Source organism: Aeromonas sp. ASNIH1 (genome assembly GCF_002934285.1).
GTDB classification, from domain to species: domain Bacteria; phylum Pseudomonadota; class Gammaproteobacteria; order Enterobacterales; family Aeromonadaceae; genus Aeromonas; species Aeromonas caviae.
The window spans coordinates 4,109,370-4,128,060 of record NZ_CP026228.1 but is presented as its reverse complement, the minus strand read 5'-3'; the positions used below and the strand labels follow the sequence as shown (position 1 = coordinate 4,128,060).

The 18,691-nt window shown below is 60.0% G+C and carries 14 protein-coding genes; 11 read left to right on the top strand and 3 right to left on the bottom strand.

Annotated elements, in window-relative coordinates; translation table 11 throughout:
- Position 1 precedes the first annotated feature (1 nt).
- From ccoO to C2U37_RS24740, 3 genes are read right to left on the bottom strand one after another with little or no spacing between them, the layout of a single operon-like run.
- Positions 2 to 616, bottom strand: a complete 615-nt coding sequence (gene ccoO / locus C2U37_RS20005) for a cytochrome-c oxidase, cbb3-type subunit II (RefSeq protein ID WP_010674774.1) — start codon at positions 614 to 616, stop codon at positions 2 to 4.
- An 18-nt stretch (positions 617 to 634) separates the two neighbouring features.
- Entirely contained in the window at positions 635 to 2,059 is a 1,425-nt protein-coding gene (ccoN, locus tag C2U37_RS20000) for a cytochrome-c oxidase, cbb3-type subunit I (RefSeq protein ID WP_010674773.1), read from the bottom strand.
- A complete protein-coding gene (locus C2U37_RS24740) occupies positions 2,034 to 2,297 on the bottom strand; it encodes a hypothetical protein (protein ID WP_125117269.1) in 264 nt (87 codons plus the stop codon). The genes ccoN and C2U37_RS24740 overlap by 26 nt, the downstream gene beginning before the upstream one ends.
- 41 nt (positions 2,298 to 2,338) lie before the next feature.
- On the opposite strand from C2U37_RS24740, the gene C2U37_RS19995 reads away from it, so the two are divergent.
- From C2U37_RS19995 to C2U37_RS19945, 11 genes are all read left to right on the top strand, one after another.
- Positions 2,339 to 2,797, top strand: a complete 459-nt coding sequence (locus tag C2U37_RS19995) for a hypothetical protein (protein WP_010674772.1) — start codon at positions 2,339 to 2,341, stop codon at positions 2,795 to 2,797.
- Positions 2,798 to 2,905: 108 nt separating this feature from the next.
- Positions 2,906 to 3,364: a GAF domain-containing protein gene (locus C2U37_RS19990; RefSeq protein WP_010674771.1), complete on the top strand. Its 459-nt coding sequence runs from the start codon at positions 2,906 to 2,908 to the stop codon at positions 3,362 to 3,364.
- Positions 3,365 to 3,465: 101 nt separating this feature from the next.
- Entirely contained in the window at positions 3,466 to 4,110 is a 645-nt protein-coding gene (gene proQ / locus C2U37_RS19985) for an RNA chaperone ProQ (RefSeq protein WP_010674770.1), read from the top strand.
- 8 nt (positions 4,111 to 4,118) lie between these two features.
- A complete protein-coding gene (gene prc, locus C2U37_RS19980) occupies positions 4,119 to 6,134 on the top strand; it encodes a carboxy terminal-processing peptidase (protein WP_104452947.1) in 2,016 nt (671 codons plus the stop codon).
- A 129-nt stretch (positions 6,135 to 6,263) separates the two neighbouring features.
- Entirely contained in the window at positions 6,264 to 8,888 is a 2,625-nt protein-coding gene (gene pepN, locus C2U37_RS19975; protein WP_052814625.1) for an aminopeptidase N, read from the top strand.
- A gap of 67 nt (positions 8,889 to 8,955) precedes the next feature.
- Positions 8,956 to 9,177, top strand: a complete 222-nt coding sequence (locus C2U37_RS19970; RefSeq protein WP_010674767.1) for a DUF2835 family protein — start codon at positions 8,956 to 8,958, stop codon at positions 9,175 to 9,177.
- A gap of 274 nt (positions 9,178 to 9,451) precedes the next feature.
- On the top strand, positions 9,452 to 14,293 hold the full coding sequence (locus C2U37_RS19965; RefSeq protein ID WP_104452946.1) for an NAD-glutamate dehydrogenase: 4,842 nt from the start codon (positions 9,452 to 9,454) through the stop codon (positions 14,291 to 14,293).
- A 47-nt stretch (positions 14,294 to 14,340) separates the two neighbouring features.
- Positions 14,341 to 15,351 carry a quinone-dependent dihydroorotate dehydrogenase gene (gene pyrD, locus C2U37_RS19960; RefSeq protein WP_039040791.1) on the top strand — a complete coding sequence of 337 codons (1,011 nt, stop codon included), beginning with the start codon at positions 14,341 to 14,343 and terminating at the stop codon, positions 15,349 to 15,351.
- 85 nt (positions 15,352 to 15,436) lie between these two features.
- On the top strand, positions 15,437 to 15,973 hold the full coding sequence (locus C2U37_RS19955; RefSeq protein ID WP_052814622.1) for a cell division protein ZapC: 537 nt from the start codon (positions 15,437 to 15,439) through the stop codon (positions 15,971 to 15,973).
- 307 nt (positions 15,974 to 16,280) lie between these two features.
- Positions 16,281 to 18,452 (top strand): bifunctional 23S rRNA (guanine(2069)-N(7))-methyltransferase RlmK/23S rRNA (guanine(2445)-N(2))-methyltransferase RlmL, encoded by a 2,172-nt coding sequence (gene rlmKL, locus C2U37_RS19950; protein WP_199770474.1) that lies wholly within the window; start codon positions 16,281 to 16,283, stop codon positions 18,450 to 18,452.
- On the top strand, positions 18,452 to 18,679 hold the full coding sequence (locus C2U37_RS19945; protein ID WP_042017071.1) for a glutaredoxin family protein: 228 nt from the start codon (positions 18,452 to 18,454) through the stop codon (positions 18,677 to 18,679). Before rlmKL ends, C2U37_RS19945 begins: the two co-directional genes overlap by 1 nt.
- Positions 18,680 to 18,691 lie beyond the last annotated feature (12 nt).

Here is an 18,691-nt window from a genome sequence, read left to right as displayed (position 1 = left end):
CTTATTTCAGGGCATGGCCCAGTGATTGCAGATAGGCGATCAGCGCATCCAGCTCGGTCTTGCCCTTGACGGCCTCACCGGCGCCAGCGATGTCGGCATCGGTATAGGGCACGCCGAAGTGATCCCGGAACAGAGCCAGCTTCTTGCCAGTCAACTCGCCGCTCAGCACATTGGTCTCGAGCCAGGGGAAGGCCGGCATGTTGGACTCGGGCACCACGTCACGCGGGTTGATGAGGTGGGCGCGATGCCAGTCATCGGAGTAGCGGCCGCCGACCCGGGCCAGATCCGGGCCGGTACGCTTGGAGCCCCACAGGAAGGGGTGCTCCCAGACGCTCTCGCCGGCAACCGAGTAGTGGCCGTAGCGTTCGGTCTCGGCGCGGAACGGGCGGATCATCTGGCTGTGGCAGACGGTGCAGCCTTCGCGGATGTAGATGTCGCGTCCTTCCATCTGCAGGGCGGTGTAGGGCTTGAGGCCCTCCACCGGCTCGTTGGTCTGCTTCTGGAAGAACAGGGGGGTGATTTCCACCAGGCCCCCCAGGCTGATGGCGAAGATGATGCCAATCACCAGCATGGGGACGCTTTTTTCAAAAATCTCGTGACGGTTGTTGTTGCTCATGCTTTAAACCCCTTCAAATCAGGCTGGCTGTGCGACGGGTTCCAGAGAACCCTTGGGCGCAGTGACGGTGCGATAGGCGTTGTAGGCCATCAGCAGCATGCCGGTGACGAAGAAGCAGCCACCCAGGAAGCGCACGAAGTAGAAGGGATAGGAAGCTTGCAGCGCCTCCACGAAGCTGTAGGTCAGGGTGCCGTCGTCGTTGACCGCACGCCACATCAGGCCCTGCATCACACCGGAAATCCACATGGCGACGATATAGAGCACGGTGCCCACGGTGGCCAGCCAGAAGTGGACGTTGATGAGCTTGATGCTGTACATGCGCCCCTGCCCGAACAGGTTCGGGATCAGGTGGTAGACGGCACCGATGGACACCATGGCAACCCAGCCCAGGGCACCGGAGTGAACGTGACCGATAGTCCAGTCGGTGTAGTGGGAGAGGGCGTTGACGGTCTTGATCGCCATCATGGGGCCTTCGAAGGTCGACATGCCGTAGAACGACAGGGAGACGATCAGGAAGCGCAGGATGGGGTCATAACGCAGCTTGTGCCAGGCACCCGAGAGGGTCATGATGCCGTTGATCATGCCGCCCCAGGAGGGCACGAACAGGATGAGGGACATCACCATGCCCAGCGACTGGGCCCAGTCAGGCAGGGCGGTATAGTGCAGGTGGTGCGGACCGGCCCAGATATAGAGGGAGATCAGCGCCCAGAAGTGCACGATGGAGAGGCGGTAGGAGTAGACGGGGCGACCCGCCTGCTTGGGCACGAAATAGTACATCATGCCAAGGAAGCCCGCTGTCAGCAGGAAGCCCACTGCGTTGTGGCCATACCACCACTGCACCATGGCATCCATGGCACCGGAGTACATGGAGTAGGACTTCATGCCGGAGAGCGGCACTTCCATGTTGTTGACGATGTGCAGTACGGCCACCGTGATGATGAAGGCACCGAAGAACCAGTTCGCCACATAGATGTGGGAGGTGGTGCGCTTGACCAAGGTGCCGAAGAAGACGATGGCATAGCTCACCCAGACCACGGCGATGGCGATGTCGATGGGCCACTCCAGCTCGGCGTACTCTTTGGAGGTGGTGTACCCCAGCGGCAGCGAGATGGCTGCAGACAGAATGATCGCCTGCCAGCCCCAGAACACGAAGGAGGCGAGGGGACCACCAAACAGCCGGACCTGACAGGTGCGTTGCACCACGTAGAAGGAGGTGGCCATCAGGGCGCTGCAACCAAATGCGAAGATGACCGCATTGGTATGCAGGGGACGCAGACGGCTGTACGTCAGCCAGGGGGTGTCGAAGTTGAGGGCAGGCCAGATCAACTGGGCTGCAATCAATACACCCACCGACATGCCGACGATACCCCAGACAATCGTCATGACGGTGAACTGGCGCACAACGGTGTAGTTGTACTCAGGGTGGTTTGTTGTATGGCTCATCGTTGTATTCCGCTTCCGATGCTGTTGTTAGTGTTGCCCGGTGTCCTGGGCCATTTTCACCCCGGTTTTGCAAAATCCCCTCGTTAACATCTGTTAATAAAAGGAAAAGCAAAAGGTGGTTAAATGAAAATCCATTGAGAATGATACTGAAATGACCGGTAAAATAACAGTACAAACAGTGATATATTTGGCTCCAGCGGGTCTCATGTCCGCCAGTTTTTACCTTGAGCCAGATCACGAAAATTACATTTTCTACGTACCTTACAGAGCTGTTTTTTCATGAAAGAGAGACTCACTTCACGCAAAATCGTCCACCTGTCCATGGTGCTGGTCATTTTGCTCTCCCTGATGGCCTATCGAACCTGGTTTTCAGGCACAGGAAGCGACCATGCAGAGGGCTCCAATGTTCAGATTTGTGATCTGTCCCACAGCCCCTGCCGCCTCATCGTCGGGGATCGCCCGCTGACGGTCAGCATCGATGGCTTGCCGATCCGCCCTGAACATGACTTTGTCCTGCGCCTTCAAGGGGGTGTGCCGGCCATTACGCCGGTCAAGGCCTGGCTCGAGGGCAAGGAGATGTTCATGGGGCTCATCCCCGTGCTGTTTGAAGCCAGCGATGCGGGGTGGCGAGGGGTGACCCAGGTGGGAAGTTGTACGGCAGAGGCGATGGACTGGCTCTTGACCATCGAGTGGAGCAATGGCCAGCGCCATCAACTGACGTTGGGCGCGGCACGTTGAACGGACTCTCATCGGGCCCCAGGAGGGGGGATAAATGAAAATTGATTTGAAATTTTCAGGCAGGACGGTACCTTGCATTGATTATCAAAGAGTGAAGTTCATTTAATCATGATTGAAAAACAAGCATTTTATCGCACGCTCAACCAGCAGGCCCAGGCATTGCTAGAGGGCGAACCCGACATGATCGCCACCCTGGCAAACCTGTCTGCCCTGCTCAATCAGGAACTGGCTGACATCAACTGGGTTGGTTTCTACCTGCTGCAGGGCGAGACCCTGGTGCTCGGCCCGTTCCAGGGCAAGCCGGCCTGTGTGCGCATCCCGGTCGGGCGCGGCGTCTGTGGCACTGCGGTTGCCGAGGGCAAGACCCAGCTGGTGGACGACGTGCACCAGTTCGCGGGGCACATTGCGTGCGACGGTGCCAGCAACTCGGAAATCGTGATCCCGCTGCGCCGTGGCGGGGAGATCATCGGGGTGCTGGACATCGACAGTCCAATCTTTAACCGCTTTGACGAGCAGGACCGGATTGGCCTCGAAGAAACGGTGCAAATTTTGGAAAGCATGCTCTAAGTCATTGCTAGATGGTTCGCAAAAGGTCCCAAGCTCTCTATAATGGGGCCTTTGTTGTGTTCGGGCATGCCCGTGCGTCTATATGAAAGCCAAGGTTATACATGGAAAACACTGAAAAGCTGAAGAACAGTAAAGAGATCGTCGCCTACCTGGTCGAGAAATTCCCGGCCTGCTTCATCGCTGAAGGAGAGGCCAAGCCACTCAAGATTGGCATCTTCCAGGATCTGGCCGCGCGTCTTGCTGATGACGAGAGAGTCTCCAAGACCATGCTGCGCTCTGCTCTGCGTCAATACACCTCCAGCTGGCGTTACCTGCATGGCCTCAAGGCTGGCCAGGCCCGTGTCGATCTGGACGGCAACCCGGGCGAGCTGCTCACCGAAGAGCACATCGAGCATGCCAAACAGGCGCTCAAGGAGAGCAAGGAACGTGTCTTTGCCAGCCGCCGCACCAACACCAAGGAGAAGGAAGACAAGCCCAAGCAGCCGCGTCGCAACGCGCCGCGCAAGGCTGACGCTCCCCGCTCCGACAAGCCCAAGTCCGCCCCTGCTCCCAAGGCTGCACCGGTCGCCGATGCGCCGCTGGTGAAAGTGGATGCCGCTACCCTGAAAGTCGAGCAGGGCGTGCGCGTCGTGCTGGGCAAGTCCCCTGTGCCTGCGACCATCAAGGAAGTGACCAAGGATGACGTACAGGTTCAATTGCAGACCGGCATGATGTTGCGGGTCAAGTTCGAGCATCTGGTTCTCTAAGGAGACGAATGTTGAAGCATGGCGTGATTCGTTTTTCACTCGTTGCCTGTAGCCTGGCGCTTGCCGGGCTCGCACAGGCCATCGAGCCGGTGCTCAAGGAAAGTGATTTGCCTGTGTTGGCTCAAGAGAGCCAACATGCTACGGCCAGCAAGCGAATTGCCAATCTGTTTACCCGCTCCCACTACAAACAGTTCAAGCTGGACGACGCCTTTTCCTCCGTGATCTTTGACAAGTATCTGGAGAATCTGGACTACAGCCGCAACCTGTTTCTGGCCTCTGACATCAGCCGTTTTGAGAAATATCGTACCGGTTTTGACACCGACCTCGAGCGAGGGCGACTGGCTCCGGCCTACGAGATGTTCAACCTGAGTCAGCAGCGGCGGTACGAGCGGTTCGAATACGCCCTCAAACTGCTCGACACTCCCTTCGATTTTACCCAGAAAGACAATTACGTCTTCGATCGGGAAGGGGCTCCCTGGCCCAAGGATGAAGCCGAGCTCAACGAGCTGTGGCGTCAGCGGGTCAAGTTCGATGCCCTGAGCCTCAAGCTCAGCGGCAAGGAGTGGCCCGAGATCAAGGAGCTGCTTGGCAAGCGTTACAACAACGCCATCAAGCGGATGTCCCAGACCGAGAGCGAGGACGTGTTCCAGCTCTTCATGAACTCCTTCGCCCGCGCCATCGAACCGCACACCAGCTATCTGTCTCCGCGCAGCGCCGATCGGTTCAACACCGAGATGAACCTCTCGCTGGAAGGGATTGGGGCCGTGCTGCAGGCGGAAGATGACTTTACCGTCATCCGCTCCCTGGTGCCAGGCGGCCCGGCGGCCAAGTCCAATCACCTGAAACCCGATGACAAGATCACCGGTGTGGGGCAGGACGACGGTAAGATCGTGGATGTCATTGGCTGGCGTCTTGACGACGTGGTCGAGCTCATCAAGGGGCCCAAGGGCAGCAAGGTGAAGCTGGAGATCCAGCGCGGCAAGGGCGCGACCGCCAAGACCGAGCTGGTGGAGCTGGTGCGTGACAAGGTGCGTCTGGAAGACAGAGCCGCCAAGTCCAAGGTGATCACCGCCGAGGGCAAGAAGATCGGCGTGCTCGAGATCCCGAGCTTCTACGTCAACCTGCACGACGACGTGATCAAGGAGATCTCCAGCCTCAACAAGCAGAAGATCGACGGCCTCATCGTCGATCTGCGCGGCAACGGTGGCGGTGCCCTGACGGAAGCTTCCGCCCTGAGCGGTCTCTTCTTTGCCAGCGGCCCCGTGGTGCAGATCCGTGATCACATGGGTCGCATCACCGTCAATGGCGACGACGACGGCAATGTCTACTACGGTGGCCCCATGTCGGTGATGATCGACCGCTACAGCGCCTCGGCCTCCGAGATCTTCGCTGCCGCCATGCAGGACTATGGTCGTGCGCTGATCCTCGGCGAAAACTCGTTCGGCAAGGGGACGGTGCAGCAGCATCGTAGCCTCGCCAAGGTCTATGACTTCTACGAGCAGCCGCTGGGTCACGTGCAGTACACCATCGCCAAGTTCTACCGTATCGATGGCGGCAGCACCCAGAACAAGGGGGTTGTACCCGATATCGCCTTCCCGACTGCGGTAGCGCCGGGGGAGACGGGGGAGAGCCGCGAGTTCAACGCCTTGCCCTGGGACAAGATTGCCTCGGCCAGCTACGAGCGACTGGGGGACTTCTCCAGCCTGCTGCCCAAGCTGAAAGCGGCCCACGAGGCACGGATCACCAAGGATCCGGAATTTGCCTATGTGCTGCAGGACATCAAGGAGTATCAGGCGGACAAGGACAAGAAGTCGGTCTCCCTGAACGAAGCCGAGCGGCTGGCTGAACAGGCCAAACAGGACGAGAAGGCGCTGGCGCGAGCCAATGAGCGGCTGACCCGTCTTGGCAAGCCGACGGTGAAGAGCCTGGATGAACTGCCGACCGATTTCGAGGCACCTGACGAATACCAGGTGGAAGCGGCCAACATCACGGCGGATCTGGCCACCCTCAGCAAGAATAGCTGATGCTGGCAACGAAATGACAAGGGCGACTCTGGTCGCCCTTTCTTTTGCCTGAATGCAAACTATTTGACCCTGTCCGAGCCTTGTGACAGCCTCTGACACGTCAATAACAAAGCGTGGAAGCACACAATAATGACTGAACAACCTCAGGCCATGACGGCCAAATATCGCCAGGATTACCAGGCTCCCCTCTATTGGTGTGACAGTCTGGATCTCGATTTTCAGCTGCAAGAGCCCCTGACCCGGGTCACCGCCATCTCCCGTTTGCGTCGCAGCGGCGATCACAACGAACCCCTGGTGCTGGACGGCGAGGGGCTTGACCTTGTCAGCGTCAGTGTGGATGGCGTGCCCTATCAGCAATACGAGCAGGGAGAGAGCAGCCTGACCCTGTTCAACCTGCCGGCCGAGTGCGTGCTGACCGTGGTCACCAACATTGATCCCGCCGCCAACACGGCGCTGGAGGGGCTCTACAAATCCGGCGATGCCTATTGCACCCAGTGCGAGGCCGAGGGCTTTCGTCGTATCACCTATTACATGGACAGGCCAGACATCCTGGCCCGTTACAGTACCCGTATCACCGCCGACAAGGCCAAGTACCCCTATCTGCTCTCCAACGGCAACAAGGTCGCGAGCGGCGATCTGGACGACGGTCGCCACTTCGTGCAGTGGCAGGATCCCTTCCCCAAGCCGAGCTACCTCTTCGCCTTGGTGGCGGGGGACTTCGATGTGGAGCGCAATCACTACACCACCCGGAGTGGTCGCGATGTGGCGCTGGAAATCTTCGTGGACAAGGGCAACCTGGACCGCACCGGTTTCGCCATGGAGAGCCTCATCCACTCCATGCGCTGGGATGAACAGCGCTTTGGCCTCGAATACGATCTCGACATCTACATGATCGTGGCGGTGGACTTCTTCAACATGGGGGCCATGGAGAACAAGGGGCTCAACATCTTCAACTCCAAGTTCGTGCTGGCCAACCCGGCCACTGCCACCGATGCGGACTACCACGGCATCGAGCGGGTGATCGGTCACGAATATTTCCACAACTGGACCGGCAACCGCGTCACCTGCCGCGACTGGTTCCAGTTAAGCCTCAAAGAGGGGCTGACGGTGTTCCGGGATCAGGAGTTCTCCTCCGATCTGGGGTCGCGCGGCGTCAACCGGATCAACAACGTGCGCACCGTGCGCGGTCCGCAGTTTGCCGAAGATGCCGGCCCCATGGCCCACCCCATCCGCCCGGATGTGGTGATCGAGATGAACAACTTCTACACCCTGACCGTCTACGAGAAGGGCTCTGAAGTGATCCGCATGATGCACACCCTGCTGGGGGAGGACGCCTTCCTGGCGGGCATGCGCCTCTACTTCGAGCGTCACGACGGCTCTGCCGCCACCTGCGACGACTTCGTGCAGGCGATGGAGGATGCCTCCGGGGTGGATCTCGTTCGCTTCCGCCGCTGGTACAGCCAGTCCGGCACCCCCGAGCTCACCGTGACCGACGAGTACGATGCCACGAGTGGTGTTTATCGTCTGCACGTGAGCCAGCACACCCCGCCGACCCAGGATCAGCCACAAAAGCTGCCGCTGCATATCCCCCTCGACATCGAGCTCTACGATGCACAGGGTGCCGTCATCCCGCTGCAATACCAGGGCAAGGCCATCGGCAATGTGCTGGACGTGCTGGAAGCACAGCAGACTTTCGAATTCGATCGGGTGCCGGTCAGACCGGTACCCTCCCTGCTGCGGGACTTCTCCGCCCCGGTCAAGCTGCACTATGACTATAGCGACGAGGCCCTGGCCTTCCTGATGCGCCATGCCCGCAACGAGTTTGCCCGCTGGGATGCGGCGCAGATGCTGATCAACAAGGCGGTGATCGACGGGGTGGCGCGGGTCCAGCACGGGCAGAGGGTTGAACTCTCCCACACCCTGCTGGCGGCCTTTGTTGCCATTCTGGACGAGGCTGCACTGGATCCCGCCCTCAAGGCAGAGATCCTGGCCCTGCCGGGAGAGGCGACCCTGGCCGAGCTGTTCGAGGTGGCCGATATCGACGCCATCCACCAGGTGCGCAACGGGATCCAGACCGCATTGGCCCACGCCTTCGGCGACCGCCTGCTGGCGTGCTACGAGAGCCTGCGTCTGCCGGCTTATCAGGTGGTCCATGCCGACATGGCCAAACGGGCCCTCAAGGGCGTGGTGCTGGGTTATCTGGCGGCGCTGGATGCCGCGAAGGCCGATACCCTGGTGCGCGAGCAGTACGGGGCCGCCGACAACATGACCGACACCCTGGCTGCACTCCAGGTGGCCAACAGCCATCTGCTGCCGTGCCGCGCCGCGCTTTTGGCCGACTTCGAAGGCAAGTGGGCCCATGATGGCCTGGTACTGGACAACTGGCTGCGGCTGGTGGGCGCCAAGCCGGCCAAGGATGTGCTCGATGACGTGAAGCAGGCGATGGCGCACCCGACCTTCAGCATCCGCAACCCGAACCGGCTGCGGGCGCTCATCGGCAGCTTCGCCATGAACAACCAGGTGCAGTTCCACGCCGCCGATGGCAGCGGCTATCGCTTCCTGACCGATCTCTTGATCGAGCTCAACGAGGTCAATCCCCAGGTGGCGTCCCGCCTCATCACCCCGCTTATCCAGTTCAAGCGGCTCGATGAGGGGCGCAAGGCGCTGGTTCGCGCCGAGCTGACCCGCCTGGCCAACCTGGACGGGCTGGCGCGGGATCTGTTCGAGAAGGTGAGCAAGGCGCTGGCACAATAAGCGTCACGACGGCGGGCAGGGGAGTCTGGCTCTCCTGCCCGTTTTTCATGGATGACCAGGAGGTGACATGAGGCAATACACTTTTCGGCTCTCCCTTGGCCGCGACGAGATCATGTTGATGTACCAGGGGCAGGTGAACCGCCTGGTGGTACGTACCGAGCAGGGTCTGACCCTGGAGCTGGGGTTGGAGAAAATCCGGCGTTTTGTGTCGGAGAGCGGCGTTCACGGCTACTTTCGACTGAAAACCCAGGACGATCATCGCTTCATTTCCCTGGAACGCATAAATTAACAAAACTTGAACATCAATCCGGGTAAATATCTGCTTTAAGTCACTATCTATCCGGTAAATGGCGCGGCATCCAGTGCGATTTTCTGAATTTTGCCAACTTGGCAAAATTTATCACAACCCAAGCCGTGATCTGTCCCTTGTTTTTAACATCCCGTTATCACCTTTGCTCGCCTTCCTTGATCCAAGCCATTACACTTCGCTGCAACTCTGTACCGGCGCGCATCCTGGGTGGATGTCGCCGTGTCTGTGATGTCGTCCGATAAGGAAACTAGCAATGGCATTGAAAGACGCCCCTACATCCGTTCTGCTCGAAAACGTTCTCAGTCTGATCCACCAGAAATTGCCGAAAAACAGTGCCTCCCTGGTCGAATGTTTCGTTGCCAAGTTCTACGGCAACATGGCCAGCACTGATCTGCATGACCGCAATGACAGCGATCTCTATGGCGCCGCCCTCAGTCTGTGGAATGCCCTCAACCACCGTACCGGCATCGAGCCCTATATCCGGGTCTACAACCCCGAGCTGACCCGCCACGGATGGCAGTCTCCTCATACCATCGTCGAGATCATCCTGCAGGATTCCCCCTTCCTGGTGGACTCCATCCGCATGGCGCTCAAGCGTCTCAATATCACCGCCCACATGATGCTTCACCAGCCGCTGCACCTGATCCGCGGCGAAGGCGGCAAGATTGGCGCCATCCTGGATCTGGACAACACCGCAGAGCAGACCTCGGTGGAAACCGCCTTTCTCATCGAAATCGATCACCTGACCGGTGAAGAGGAGATGGACGCCCTGACTGCCGAGCTCAACTCGGTCGCGCGGGAAGTGGCCCTGGCGGTGGGAGACTGGCAGCCCATGCTGGCGCGCCTGAACGAGATCATCGAGGAGCTGCCCAAACGCAAGAACCCGGTCAGCCAGGCCGAGGTGGACTCCTGCGTCGCCTTCCTCAAATGGGTGGCCGCCCACAACTTCACCCTGATGGGTTATCGTCGCTACGACGTCAAGGCGGTGGAGGGGGATCACGAGATCCTGCCGCAGCCCGAGTCCAGCCTGGGGCTGATGAAGAACTCCATCAAGGACGAAGGCCAGCGCCTCGGCATCATGCCCGCCAGCGCCCGTCACGCGGCCCTCAGTTCCAACTTGCTGATCCTCACCAAGTCCAACAGCAAGTCCCGGGTACATCGTCCGGCCTATGTGGACTACATCGGCATCAAGCGTTTCGACGAGCACGGCAAGGTGGTGGGAGAGGATCGCTTCATCGGCCTTTATGCCTCCTCCATCTACAACACCAGTGCGACCCAGATCCCCCTCATCAGCCACCGCCTCGAGCGCATCATGGCCGCCTCCGGCTTTGAGTCGGGCTCCCATGCCTACAAGGCGTTGCTGAACGTGCTGGAAACCTACCCGCGCGACGAGCTGATCCAGGCCCGTGAAGAGGAGCTGCTGGCCACCGGTCTCGGGGTGCTGGAGATGCAGGAGCGGGACATGCTGCGCCTGTTCGTGCGCCGCGACGTCTACGGCCGCTTCTTCTCCTGCATGGTCTATGTCACCAAGGAGCGCTACAACACGGCGCTGCGGGTCAAGACCCAGCAGATTTTGCAGAAATATTTTGGCAGCAGCATCGATGTGGAGTTCAACGTCTACTTCACCGAGGGCGTGCTGGCACGGACCCACTACATAGTGCGGGTCAACAACAACAACGTGGATGTGGATGTGAACGAAGTACAGAACAACCTGATTGAAGCGGCCCGCAGCTGGGATGACCGCCTGGATTCCGTGCTGCTTTCCCACTATGGCGAGGCCCGCGGTAACGAGCTGCGCCGCCGTTTCAGCACCGCCTTCCCCCGTGCCTACAAGGAAGATGTGCTGCCGGGCTCTGCCGTCGCGGACATCATGGCCCTGGATGGATTGAGCGAGGCCGAGCCGCTTGGCATGCTGTTCTACCGCGCCCAGGAGGAGGAGAACGATCGCCGGGTACGCCTCAAGCTGTTCCACCGAAGCGAACCCATCCACCTCTCCGACGTCCTGCCCATGCTGGAAAACATGGGGCTGCGCGTCATCGGCGAGACCCCGTATCAGGTACGGACCCCCACCGGCGAGGTGTTCTGGATCCTCGATTTCTCCATGCTGCTGCGCGGTGAGCAGCCGTTCGATCTGGAGCAGAGCCAGCAGCGCTTCCAGCAGGCCTTCGCCGCCATCTGGAACAAGACCCTGGAAGATGACGGCTTCAACCGTCTGGTGCTGGGGGCCGGCCTCACCGGTCGTCAGGTATCCGTGCTGCGGGCCTATGCCAAATACATGCGCCAGACCGGTGTCTCCTTCAGCCAGTCCTACATCGAGGAGACCCTGACCCGTTATCCGGACATCGCCCAACTGCTGTTCACTCTGTTCGAACAGCGCCTGGATCCGGCCATCAAGCAGGATGCCAAGGTACAGGCCAAGCTGCACGAGGAGCTTGCGGCCAAGCTGGATCAGGTCGCCAACCTGGATGACGATCGCATCATTCGCCGTTATGTGGAGATGATCGACGCCACCCTGCGCACCAACTACTACCAGCTGGACAAGGCGGGCAACATCAAGCCTTACATCTCCTTCAAGCTGGCCCCCTCCAGCATCACCGACATGCCGCTGCCGCTGCCGAAGTTCGAGATCTTCGTCTACTCCCCGCGAGTGGAAGGGGTACACCTGCGCTGGGGCAAGGTGGCCCGTGGCGGCCTGCGCTGGTCCGATCGCAAGGAGGACTTCCGCACCGAAGTGCTGGGCCTGGTGAAAGCCCAACAGGTGAAGAACACCGTTATCGTGCCGGTGGGCGCCAAGGGCGGCTTCTATTGCAAGCAGATGCCGGCAGGCGCCCCCCGTGCCGTCATTCAGGAGGAGGGCAAGGCCTGCTACCGTCTGTTCATCCGCGGCCTGCTCGACGTGACCGACAACATCATCGGCGGCGAGGTGATCCCGCCAAAATCCGTGGTGCGTCACGACGAGGATGACTACTACCTGGTAGTGGCCGCCGACAAGGGCACCGCCACCTTCTCCGACATCGCCAACGAAATCAGCCTCGAATACGGCCACTGGCTCGGCGATGCGTTCGCCTCCGGCGGCTCGGTCGGCTATGACCACAAGAAGATGGGCATCACCGCCCGCGGCGCCTGGGAATCGGTCAAGCGCCACTTCCGTGAGATTGGCATCAACTGCCAGACCACCGACTTCACCTGCGTGGGGATAGGTGACATGGCCGGCGACGTGTTCGGCAACGGCATGCTGCTCTCCGAGCACATCCAGCTGGTGGGCGCCTTCAACCACATGCACATCTTCGTCGACCCGACCCCGGATGCGGCCGGGAGCTTCGTCGAGCGCAAGCGCCTGTTCGAGCTGCCCGGCTCCAGCTGGGATGACTACAACCGTGAGCTCATCTCCAAGGGGGGCGGCATCTTCCTGCGCTCTGCCAAGTCCATCAAGCTGAGCCCGGAAATGCAGACCCTGCTCGGCACCGACAAGAGCGGCATGGCCCCGAACGAGCTGATCAAGGCGCTGCTCTGCCTGAACGTCGACCTGCTCTGGAACGGCGGCATCGGCACCTATGTGAAGAGCGCCCGCGAGAGCGACGCCGACGTCGGGGATCGCAGCAACGACGTGCTGCGGGTCAATGGTCGTGACCTGCGTGCCCGCATCGTGGGCGAGGGTGGCAATCTTGGCTTCACCCAGCTTGGCCGGGTGGAGTACGCGAGCCAGGGTGGTCGCATCAACACCGACTTCACCGACAACGTGGGCGGGGTGGATTGCTCCGACAACGAGGTCAACATCAAGATCCTGCTCAACCAACTGGTGGCCGCCGGGGATCTGACTCTCAAGCAGCGCAACCAGATGCTCTACGATATGACGGATGCGGTGGCCCAGGTGGTCATCACCAACGCCTATCGCCAGTCACAATCCATCTCGGTGACCGCCTTCCGTGGTGCTGAGCAGCTGAAAGAGCAGCAGCGCTTCATCCAGGGGCTGGAGCGGGAAGGCAAGCTGGACCGGGCGCTCGAGTTCCTCCCCTCCGACGAGGAGCTCTCCGAGCGGATGGCGGCAGGGCAGGGGCTGACCCGACCCGAGCTGGCGGTGCTGGTGGCTTACGGCAAGATGGTTCTCAAAGAGCAGCTCAACTGCCCGGAAGTAACCGAAGAGCCCTTCCTCGCCAACATGCTGGTCACCAGTTTCCCGACCCAGTTGCAGCAGCAATTTGGCGCTGCCCTGGCCCAGCACCCGCTGCGAGGCGAGATCATCGCGACCCGGGTGGCCAACATGCTGGTCAACGACATGGGGCTCAACTTCGCCAGCCGGATGAAGGACGAGACCGGTGCCTCGGTGGCGGAAGTGGTCTGCTGCTTCGCCATGGCCCGGGAAGTGTTCGGCCTCGGCGCCCTGTGGCGTGACATCGAAGGGTGTGACAACGGGGTGGATGCCCAGACCCAGCTCGAGCTGATGTTCTACAGCCGCCGCATCGTACGCCGCGCCACCCGCTGGTTCCTGCGCGCCCGCAACCGCAGCTGGAGCATCGGCGAGAACATCGCCTTCTTCCGCCCGGCCTTCGAGACCCTGAGTCAGCACCTTTATGAGGTAATGGACGAGAGCGAAGTGGCCGAACACAGCCAGGCGGTCGCCGCCCTGATGGAGAAACAGGTGCCGGAGGCCATCGCCCGTCGCGTGGCCCACATGAGCAGCCTCTTCTCCTGCCTGGATCTGGCGCAGATTGCCGCGGAGCACAAGACCGACATCCTGCGGGTTGCCAACGTCTACTACCGCCTGGGTGCCAAGCTGGATCTGCACTGGTTCCTCGAACAGATCAACCATCAGCCGGTGGGCAACCACTGGCAGGCGATGGCGCGGGCCTCCTTCCGCGAAGATCTGGACTGGCAGCAACGCAGCCTCACCTCCGTGGTACTGGAAGGGTGCAAAGAGCAGGGGGAATGCGCTACCATACTGGCCGACTGGATTTCGGAGCATGAGCAACTCTTGTCCCGTTGGACCCACATGTTGGCCGACTTCAAGACCACGAGCACGCACGAGTTCGCCAAGTTCTCGGTGGCCTTGCGAGAGTTGAACCTGCTCCAGTTGAATTGCCGAACCTCGGCATAACCCCAAAAGCCCCGGCCAGTTGCCGGGGCTTTTTTTAAGGAGCAAGCATGCTGTACCCACTCGCCAGGCATTTCCTGTTCAAACTCAATCCGGAGCAGGCTCACGATCTCTCCATCAAATATTTGCCCCGCCTTCTCGGTACCCCGCTTGATTGTTTCTTCCGCCATTCTCTGCCCAAACGCCCCGTCACCGTCATGGGGCTTAATTTTGCCAATCCGGTGGGGTTGGCCGCCGGTCTGGATAAAGACGGGGAGTGCATCGATGCCTTCGGCGCCATGGGGTTCGGTTTCATCGAGGTCGGTACCGTGACCCCCAGACCCCAGAGCGGCAATGACAAGCCTCGTCTCTTCCGGGTGATCCCGGCCGAGGGGATCATCAATCGCATGGGATTCAACAACAAGGGAGTCGATCACCTAGTGGCCAAGGTGAAAGAGGCCAAATATCAGGGAGTGATCGGCATCAATATCGGCAAGAACAAGGACACCCCCATCGAGCAGGGCAAGGATGATTACCTTCTCTGCATGGACAAGGTGTATGACCACGCCGGTTATATTGCGGTCAATATTTCCTCGCCAAACACCCCGGGTCTGCGTCAATTGCAATATGGCGATGCACTGGATGAACTGCTGGCCGCATTGAAACAGCGTCAACAGGAGCTGGCCGAGAAATATAAAAAGTATGTGCCGCTGGCCGTGAAAATTGCCCCGGATCTGTCACTCGATGAAATAGATCAGGTAGCCGCCTCTTTGATCAAGAACCGTATTGACGGTGTCATCGCCACCAATACCACTCTGGAGCGGGAGATGATATATGACATGCCCCATGCCGCAGAGGCTGGCGGGCTCAGCGGTCGTCCGCTCCAGCACAAGAGCACCGAGGTGATTCGCCACCTGGCCAAGGCCCTCGACGGCGCCCTGCCCATTATCGGTGTGGGTGGTATCGACAGCGCCATGGCGGCTCGGGAAAAACTGGCAGCGGGTGCCAGTCTTGTCCAGATTTACAGCGGCTTTATTTATAAAGGGCCGAGTCTGGTCAAAGAGATCGTTACCCATATTTAAAAAATAACCGGTTGCCCTTATTTAACGTTGCTCAAATTCTCGACATGGAATAAAGTCGAGGGACGGCTTAGATAAGGGCACCACCATGTGTATTCAACCCAATGACAATTGGCAGTGGCATTATGACGCTCAGGATGATCGCCTGATGCTGGATTTGTCCGATCGCATGATATTTGCCACCGAATATAAAGGTCGACAACTTGTTCCCTGTTCTTTCACCACCCAGCCTTTTTGTGTGGATGATGCCGCCCTCTATTACCAGTTGATGGACAAGGCTGCTGAACTCGACTGGAGTACGCCCCACCAGGTCCAGCTGGTCCTCAATGCCATCGCCGTCAGCCGTTTTTATAAACCCCTGATGCCGCAAAGCTGGTTCTTTCATGAACAGCAGGCTCATGTTATTCCAGAGATGGGATCCCTGGTGTGGATGGATACGCCCCACGGTCGGGGGGAATTCATGGTCATCGAAGCCGGCGATCAGGCGAGCGTTTGCCTGAACCTGACCGACGAACTGGTGCTGACCAACAGCAAGACGCTGCCGCGCTTTGCAGTGATCAAGGTGATGAATAACCGGATGCAAGCCAGAGTCCGGGCACCGACACAATATCGGGAAGTGGGCTGACGATGGGGCCGTTATATGGCGACGAATAAGTCCGTTATAGGCCTGCTATATTGGTCTGATATTTAAGCGCTCAGTCTCTCTCTTGTTCCATTATTTGTCTTTTTCCTTCGTCTGGTCGTCACGACCATTTTCTGCCTGGTCCGGGCAAGATTTTCGAATTCTTTACGAATGTGATGGTAGACAACTGCCAGCCAGGAGCGGGATCCTGTCGCCCGCAAGGGGGAGGGGAGCGTTTGCCGCGCCTCTTGCCGTTTATATGGCGCCTTTGTCCAAGGTTCGAGTGCCGAGCGCGGGCCGATAAGGTATAATGCGGCACTATTTTTATGGCATCCCCGTGAGCGTGATGAAAGAATTTTTTGCAACCTGCCCCAAAGGGCTGGAAAACCTGCTGGCCGTCGAGCTGACCAATCTGGGTGCGGAGCAGGTCCGTGAGACCGTGGCCGGCGTCCACTTCAAGGGCGAACTGGCCATCGGCTACAAGGCCTGTCTGTGGAGCCGCTTTGCCTCCCGTATCGTGCTGGTGCTCTCCGAGTTCCAGATGAACGACGATCTGGACCTCTACCTCGGGGCTCATACCATTCCCTGGGAGGAGCACTTCTCCGGTACCGCCACCATCGCGGTGGACTTTACCGGTACCAACGCCTCCATTCGCAATACCCAGTACGGCGCCCTGAAGATCAAGGACGCCATCGTCGATCGCTTCACCAAGCGCGGCCACGTGCGCCCGGATGTGGACAAGAAGTCTCCGGACATTCGCATCATGGCGCACCTTGGCAAAGGCAAGGCCAATATCACGCTGGACTTGTCAGGACCGGCGCTGCACCAGCGCTTCTATCGCCAGGGCACCGGCGAGGCGCCCCTCAAAGAGAACCTGGCTGCGGCCATGATTGCCCGCAGCGGCTGGGCTGGCGAGCCCATGATGGACCCCATGTGCGGCTCCGGTACCCTGCTGATTGAAGCGGCCTTCATCGCTGCCGACATGGCGCCTGCGCTGCGCCGTGAGCGCTTCGGTTTCGATCGCTGGCTGCAACACGATGGTGAACTGTGGCAGAGTCTGATGATGGAAGCCCAGGTGCGTGCCAAGCGCGGCATGCAGCGCTGCGAGGTGAAACTGTTCGGTTGCGATGCGGATACCCGGGTCCTGATGAAGGCCCGTGACAACGCCAAGGCCGCCGGCGTGGCCCATCTCATTACCTTCAAGCAGGCCGATGTCACCAAGCTGGAAAATCCGCTGCCGATGCCGGCTGTGGAAGGAGAGAGCCGTCAGGTCGGCATGCTCATCTCCAACCCGCCCTATGGCGAGCGTCTCGGTGAATTCCCGGCGTTGCTGGAAGTGCATCAGGCCCTTGGCGATGCCCTGCGCCGCGGCTTCCAGGGGTGGAAGGTCACCATTCTCTCCGCCTCTCCCGAACTCCTGAGCTGCCTGCGCTTGCGTGCCGACAAGCAGTATCGCCTGTTCAACGGCGCCCTCGAGTGCCAGCTGCGCAACTATCAGATCGCCCTCGATGCCGTCGCTTCCCAGAAAGAGGTGGCCCAGGACTTTGCCAACCGTCTGCGCAAGAATCTGAAGACCCTCGAGAAATGGGCGAGCAAGGAGAACCTCGATTGCTACCGCCTCTATGACGCGGACTTGCCGGAGTACAACGCCGCCATCGACCGCTATCAGGATTATCTGGTGGTACAGGAGTACGCGGCGCCCAAGGACATTCCCGCCCAGAAGACCCGCCAGCGTCTGCTGGACATGGTGCAGGCCGCCATCAAGGTGACCGGCATGGACGGCGAGAAGGTGATCCTGAAGGTGCGCGAGCGCCAGGAAGGCAAACTGCAGTACCAGAAGCTCTCCGAAGAGCAGCACCGGATGGAGGTGCAGGAGTACGGTGCACGCCTCTGGGTCAACCTCTACGACTATCTGGACACCGGCCTGTTCCTCGACCACCGTCAGACCCGCCGCATGTTGGGCCAGATGGCAAAGGGGAAGCGCTTCCTGAACCTCTTCGCCTATACCGGCAGTGCCACCGTGCACGCGGGGCTCGGCGGCGCCCGCGAAACCACCACGGTGGACATGTCGCGCACCTACCTCAACTGGGCCCAGGACAACATGCGCCTCAACTCGCTGGTGGGCCGTGAGCACAAGTTCGTGCAGGCGGACTGCCTGAAGTGGTTGTCGGAAGCCGACGAGCAGTACGACCTCATCTTCATCGATCCGCCCACCTTCTCCAACTCCAAGCGGATGGACGAGAGCTTCGACGTGCAGCGGGATCACCTGCTGTTGATGCAGCACCTCAAGCGCCTGCTCGCGGCGGACGGCACCCTGGTCTTCTCCAACAACAAGCGCCACTTCAAGATGGACTTGGCCGGCCTTGACGCCATCGGTCTCAAGGCGCAGAACATCACGAACAAGACCCGGCCCAAGGACTTCGAGCGCAACCAGCATATCCACAACTGCTGGATCATCACCCACGCCGAGGCACAAGGCTGATGCTGACCCTGTTTCACACCGACGGCTGCCACCTGTGCGAACAGGCGTGGGCGCTGGTGGAACAGGCCGGGATGGCCGCGCAGACCCGCCGCTGCGACATCCTGGAGGAGGAGGCCTGGCTCGAGGCTTACCGGGTGCGCATCCCGGTGCTGCAAGACAGTGCCGGCCGGGAGCTGGGCTGGCCCTTCACCCTGAGGGAGCTGCAAGGCTGGCTGGCACAGGGGTGAGCAGGATTTGAC

Excerpts from the sequence above, each read along its gene's own strand:
- ccoO (WP_010674774.1), bottom strand. The coding sequence starts at position 616 with ATGAGCAACAACAACCGTCACGAGATTTTTGAAAAAAGCGTCCCCATG.
- ccoN (WP_010674773.1), bottom strand. The coding sequence starts at position 2,059 with ATGAGCCATACAACAAACCACCCTGAGTACAACTACACCGTTGTGCGC.
- pyrD (WP_039040791.1), top strand. The coding sequence starts at position 14,341 with ATGCTGTACCCACTCGCCAGGCATTTCCTGTTCAAACTCAATCCGGAG.
- C2U37_RS19990 (WP_010674771.1), top strand. The coding sequence starts at position 2,906 with ATGATTGAAAAACAAGCATTTTATCGCACGCTCAACCAGCAGGCCCAG.
- C2U37_RS19965 (WP_104452946.1), top strand. The coding sequence starts at position 9,452 with ATGGCATTGAAAGACGCCCCTACATCCGTTCTGCTCGAAAACGTTCTC.
- C2U37_RS19945 (WP_042017071.1), top strand. The coding sequence starts at position 18,452 with ATGCTGACCCTGTTTCACACCGACGGCTGCCACCTGTGCGAACAGGCG.
- C2U37_RS19955 (WP_052814622.1), top strand. The coding sequence starts at position 15,437 with ATGTGTATTCAACCCAATGACAATTGGCAGTGGCATTATGACGCTCAG.
- proQ (WP_010674770.1), top strand. The coding sequence starts at position 3,466 with ATGGAAAACACTGAAAAGCTGAAGAACAGTAAAGAGATCGTCGCCTAC.
- C2U37_RS19995 (WP_010674772.1), top strand. The coding sequence starts at position 2,339 with ATGAAAGAGAGACTCACTTCACGCAAAATCGTCCACCTGTCCATGGTG.
- prc (WP_104452947.1), top strand. The coding sequence starts at position 4,119 with ATGTTGAAGCATGGCGTGATTCGTTTTTCACTCGTTGCCTGTAGCCTG.
- C2U37_RS19970 (WP_010674767.1), top strand. The coding sequence starts at position 8,956 with ATGAGGCAATACACTTTTCGGCTCTCCCTTGGCCGCGACGAGATCATG.
- rlmKL (WP_199770474.1), top strand. The coding sequence starts at position 16,281 with ATGCGGCACTATTTTTATGGCATCCCCGTGAGCGTGATGAAAGAATTT.
- pepN (WP_052814625.1), top strand. The coding sequence starts at position 6,264 with ATGACTGAACAACCTCAGGCCATGACGGCCAAATATCGCCAGGATTAC.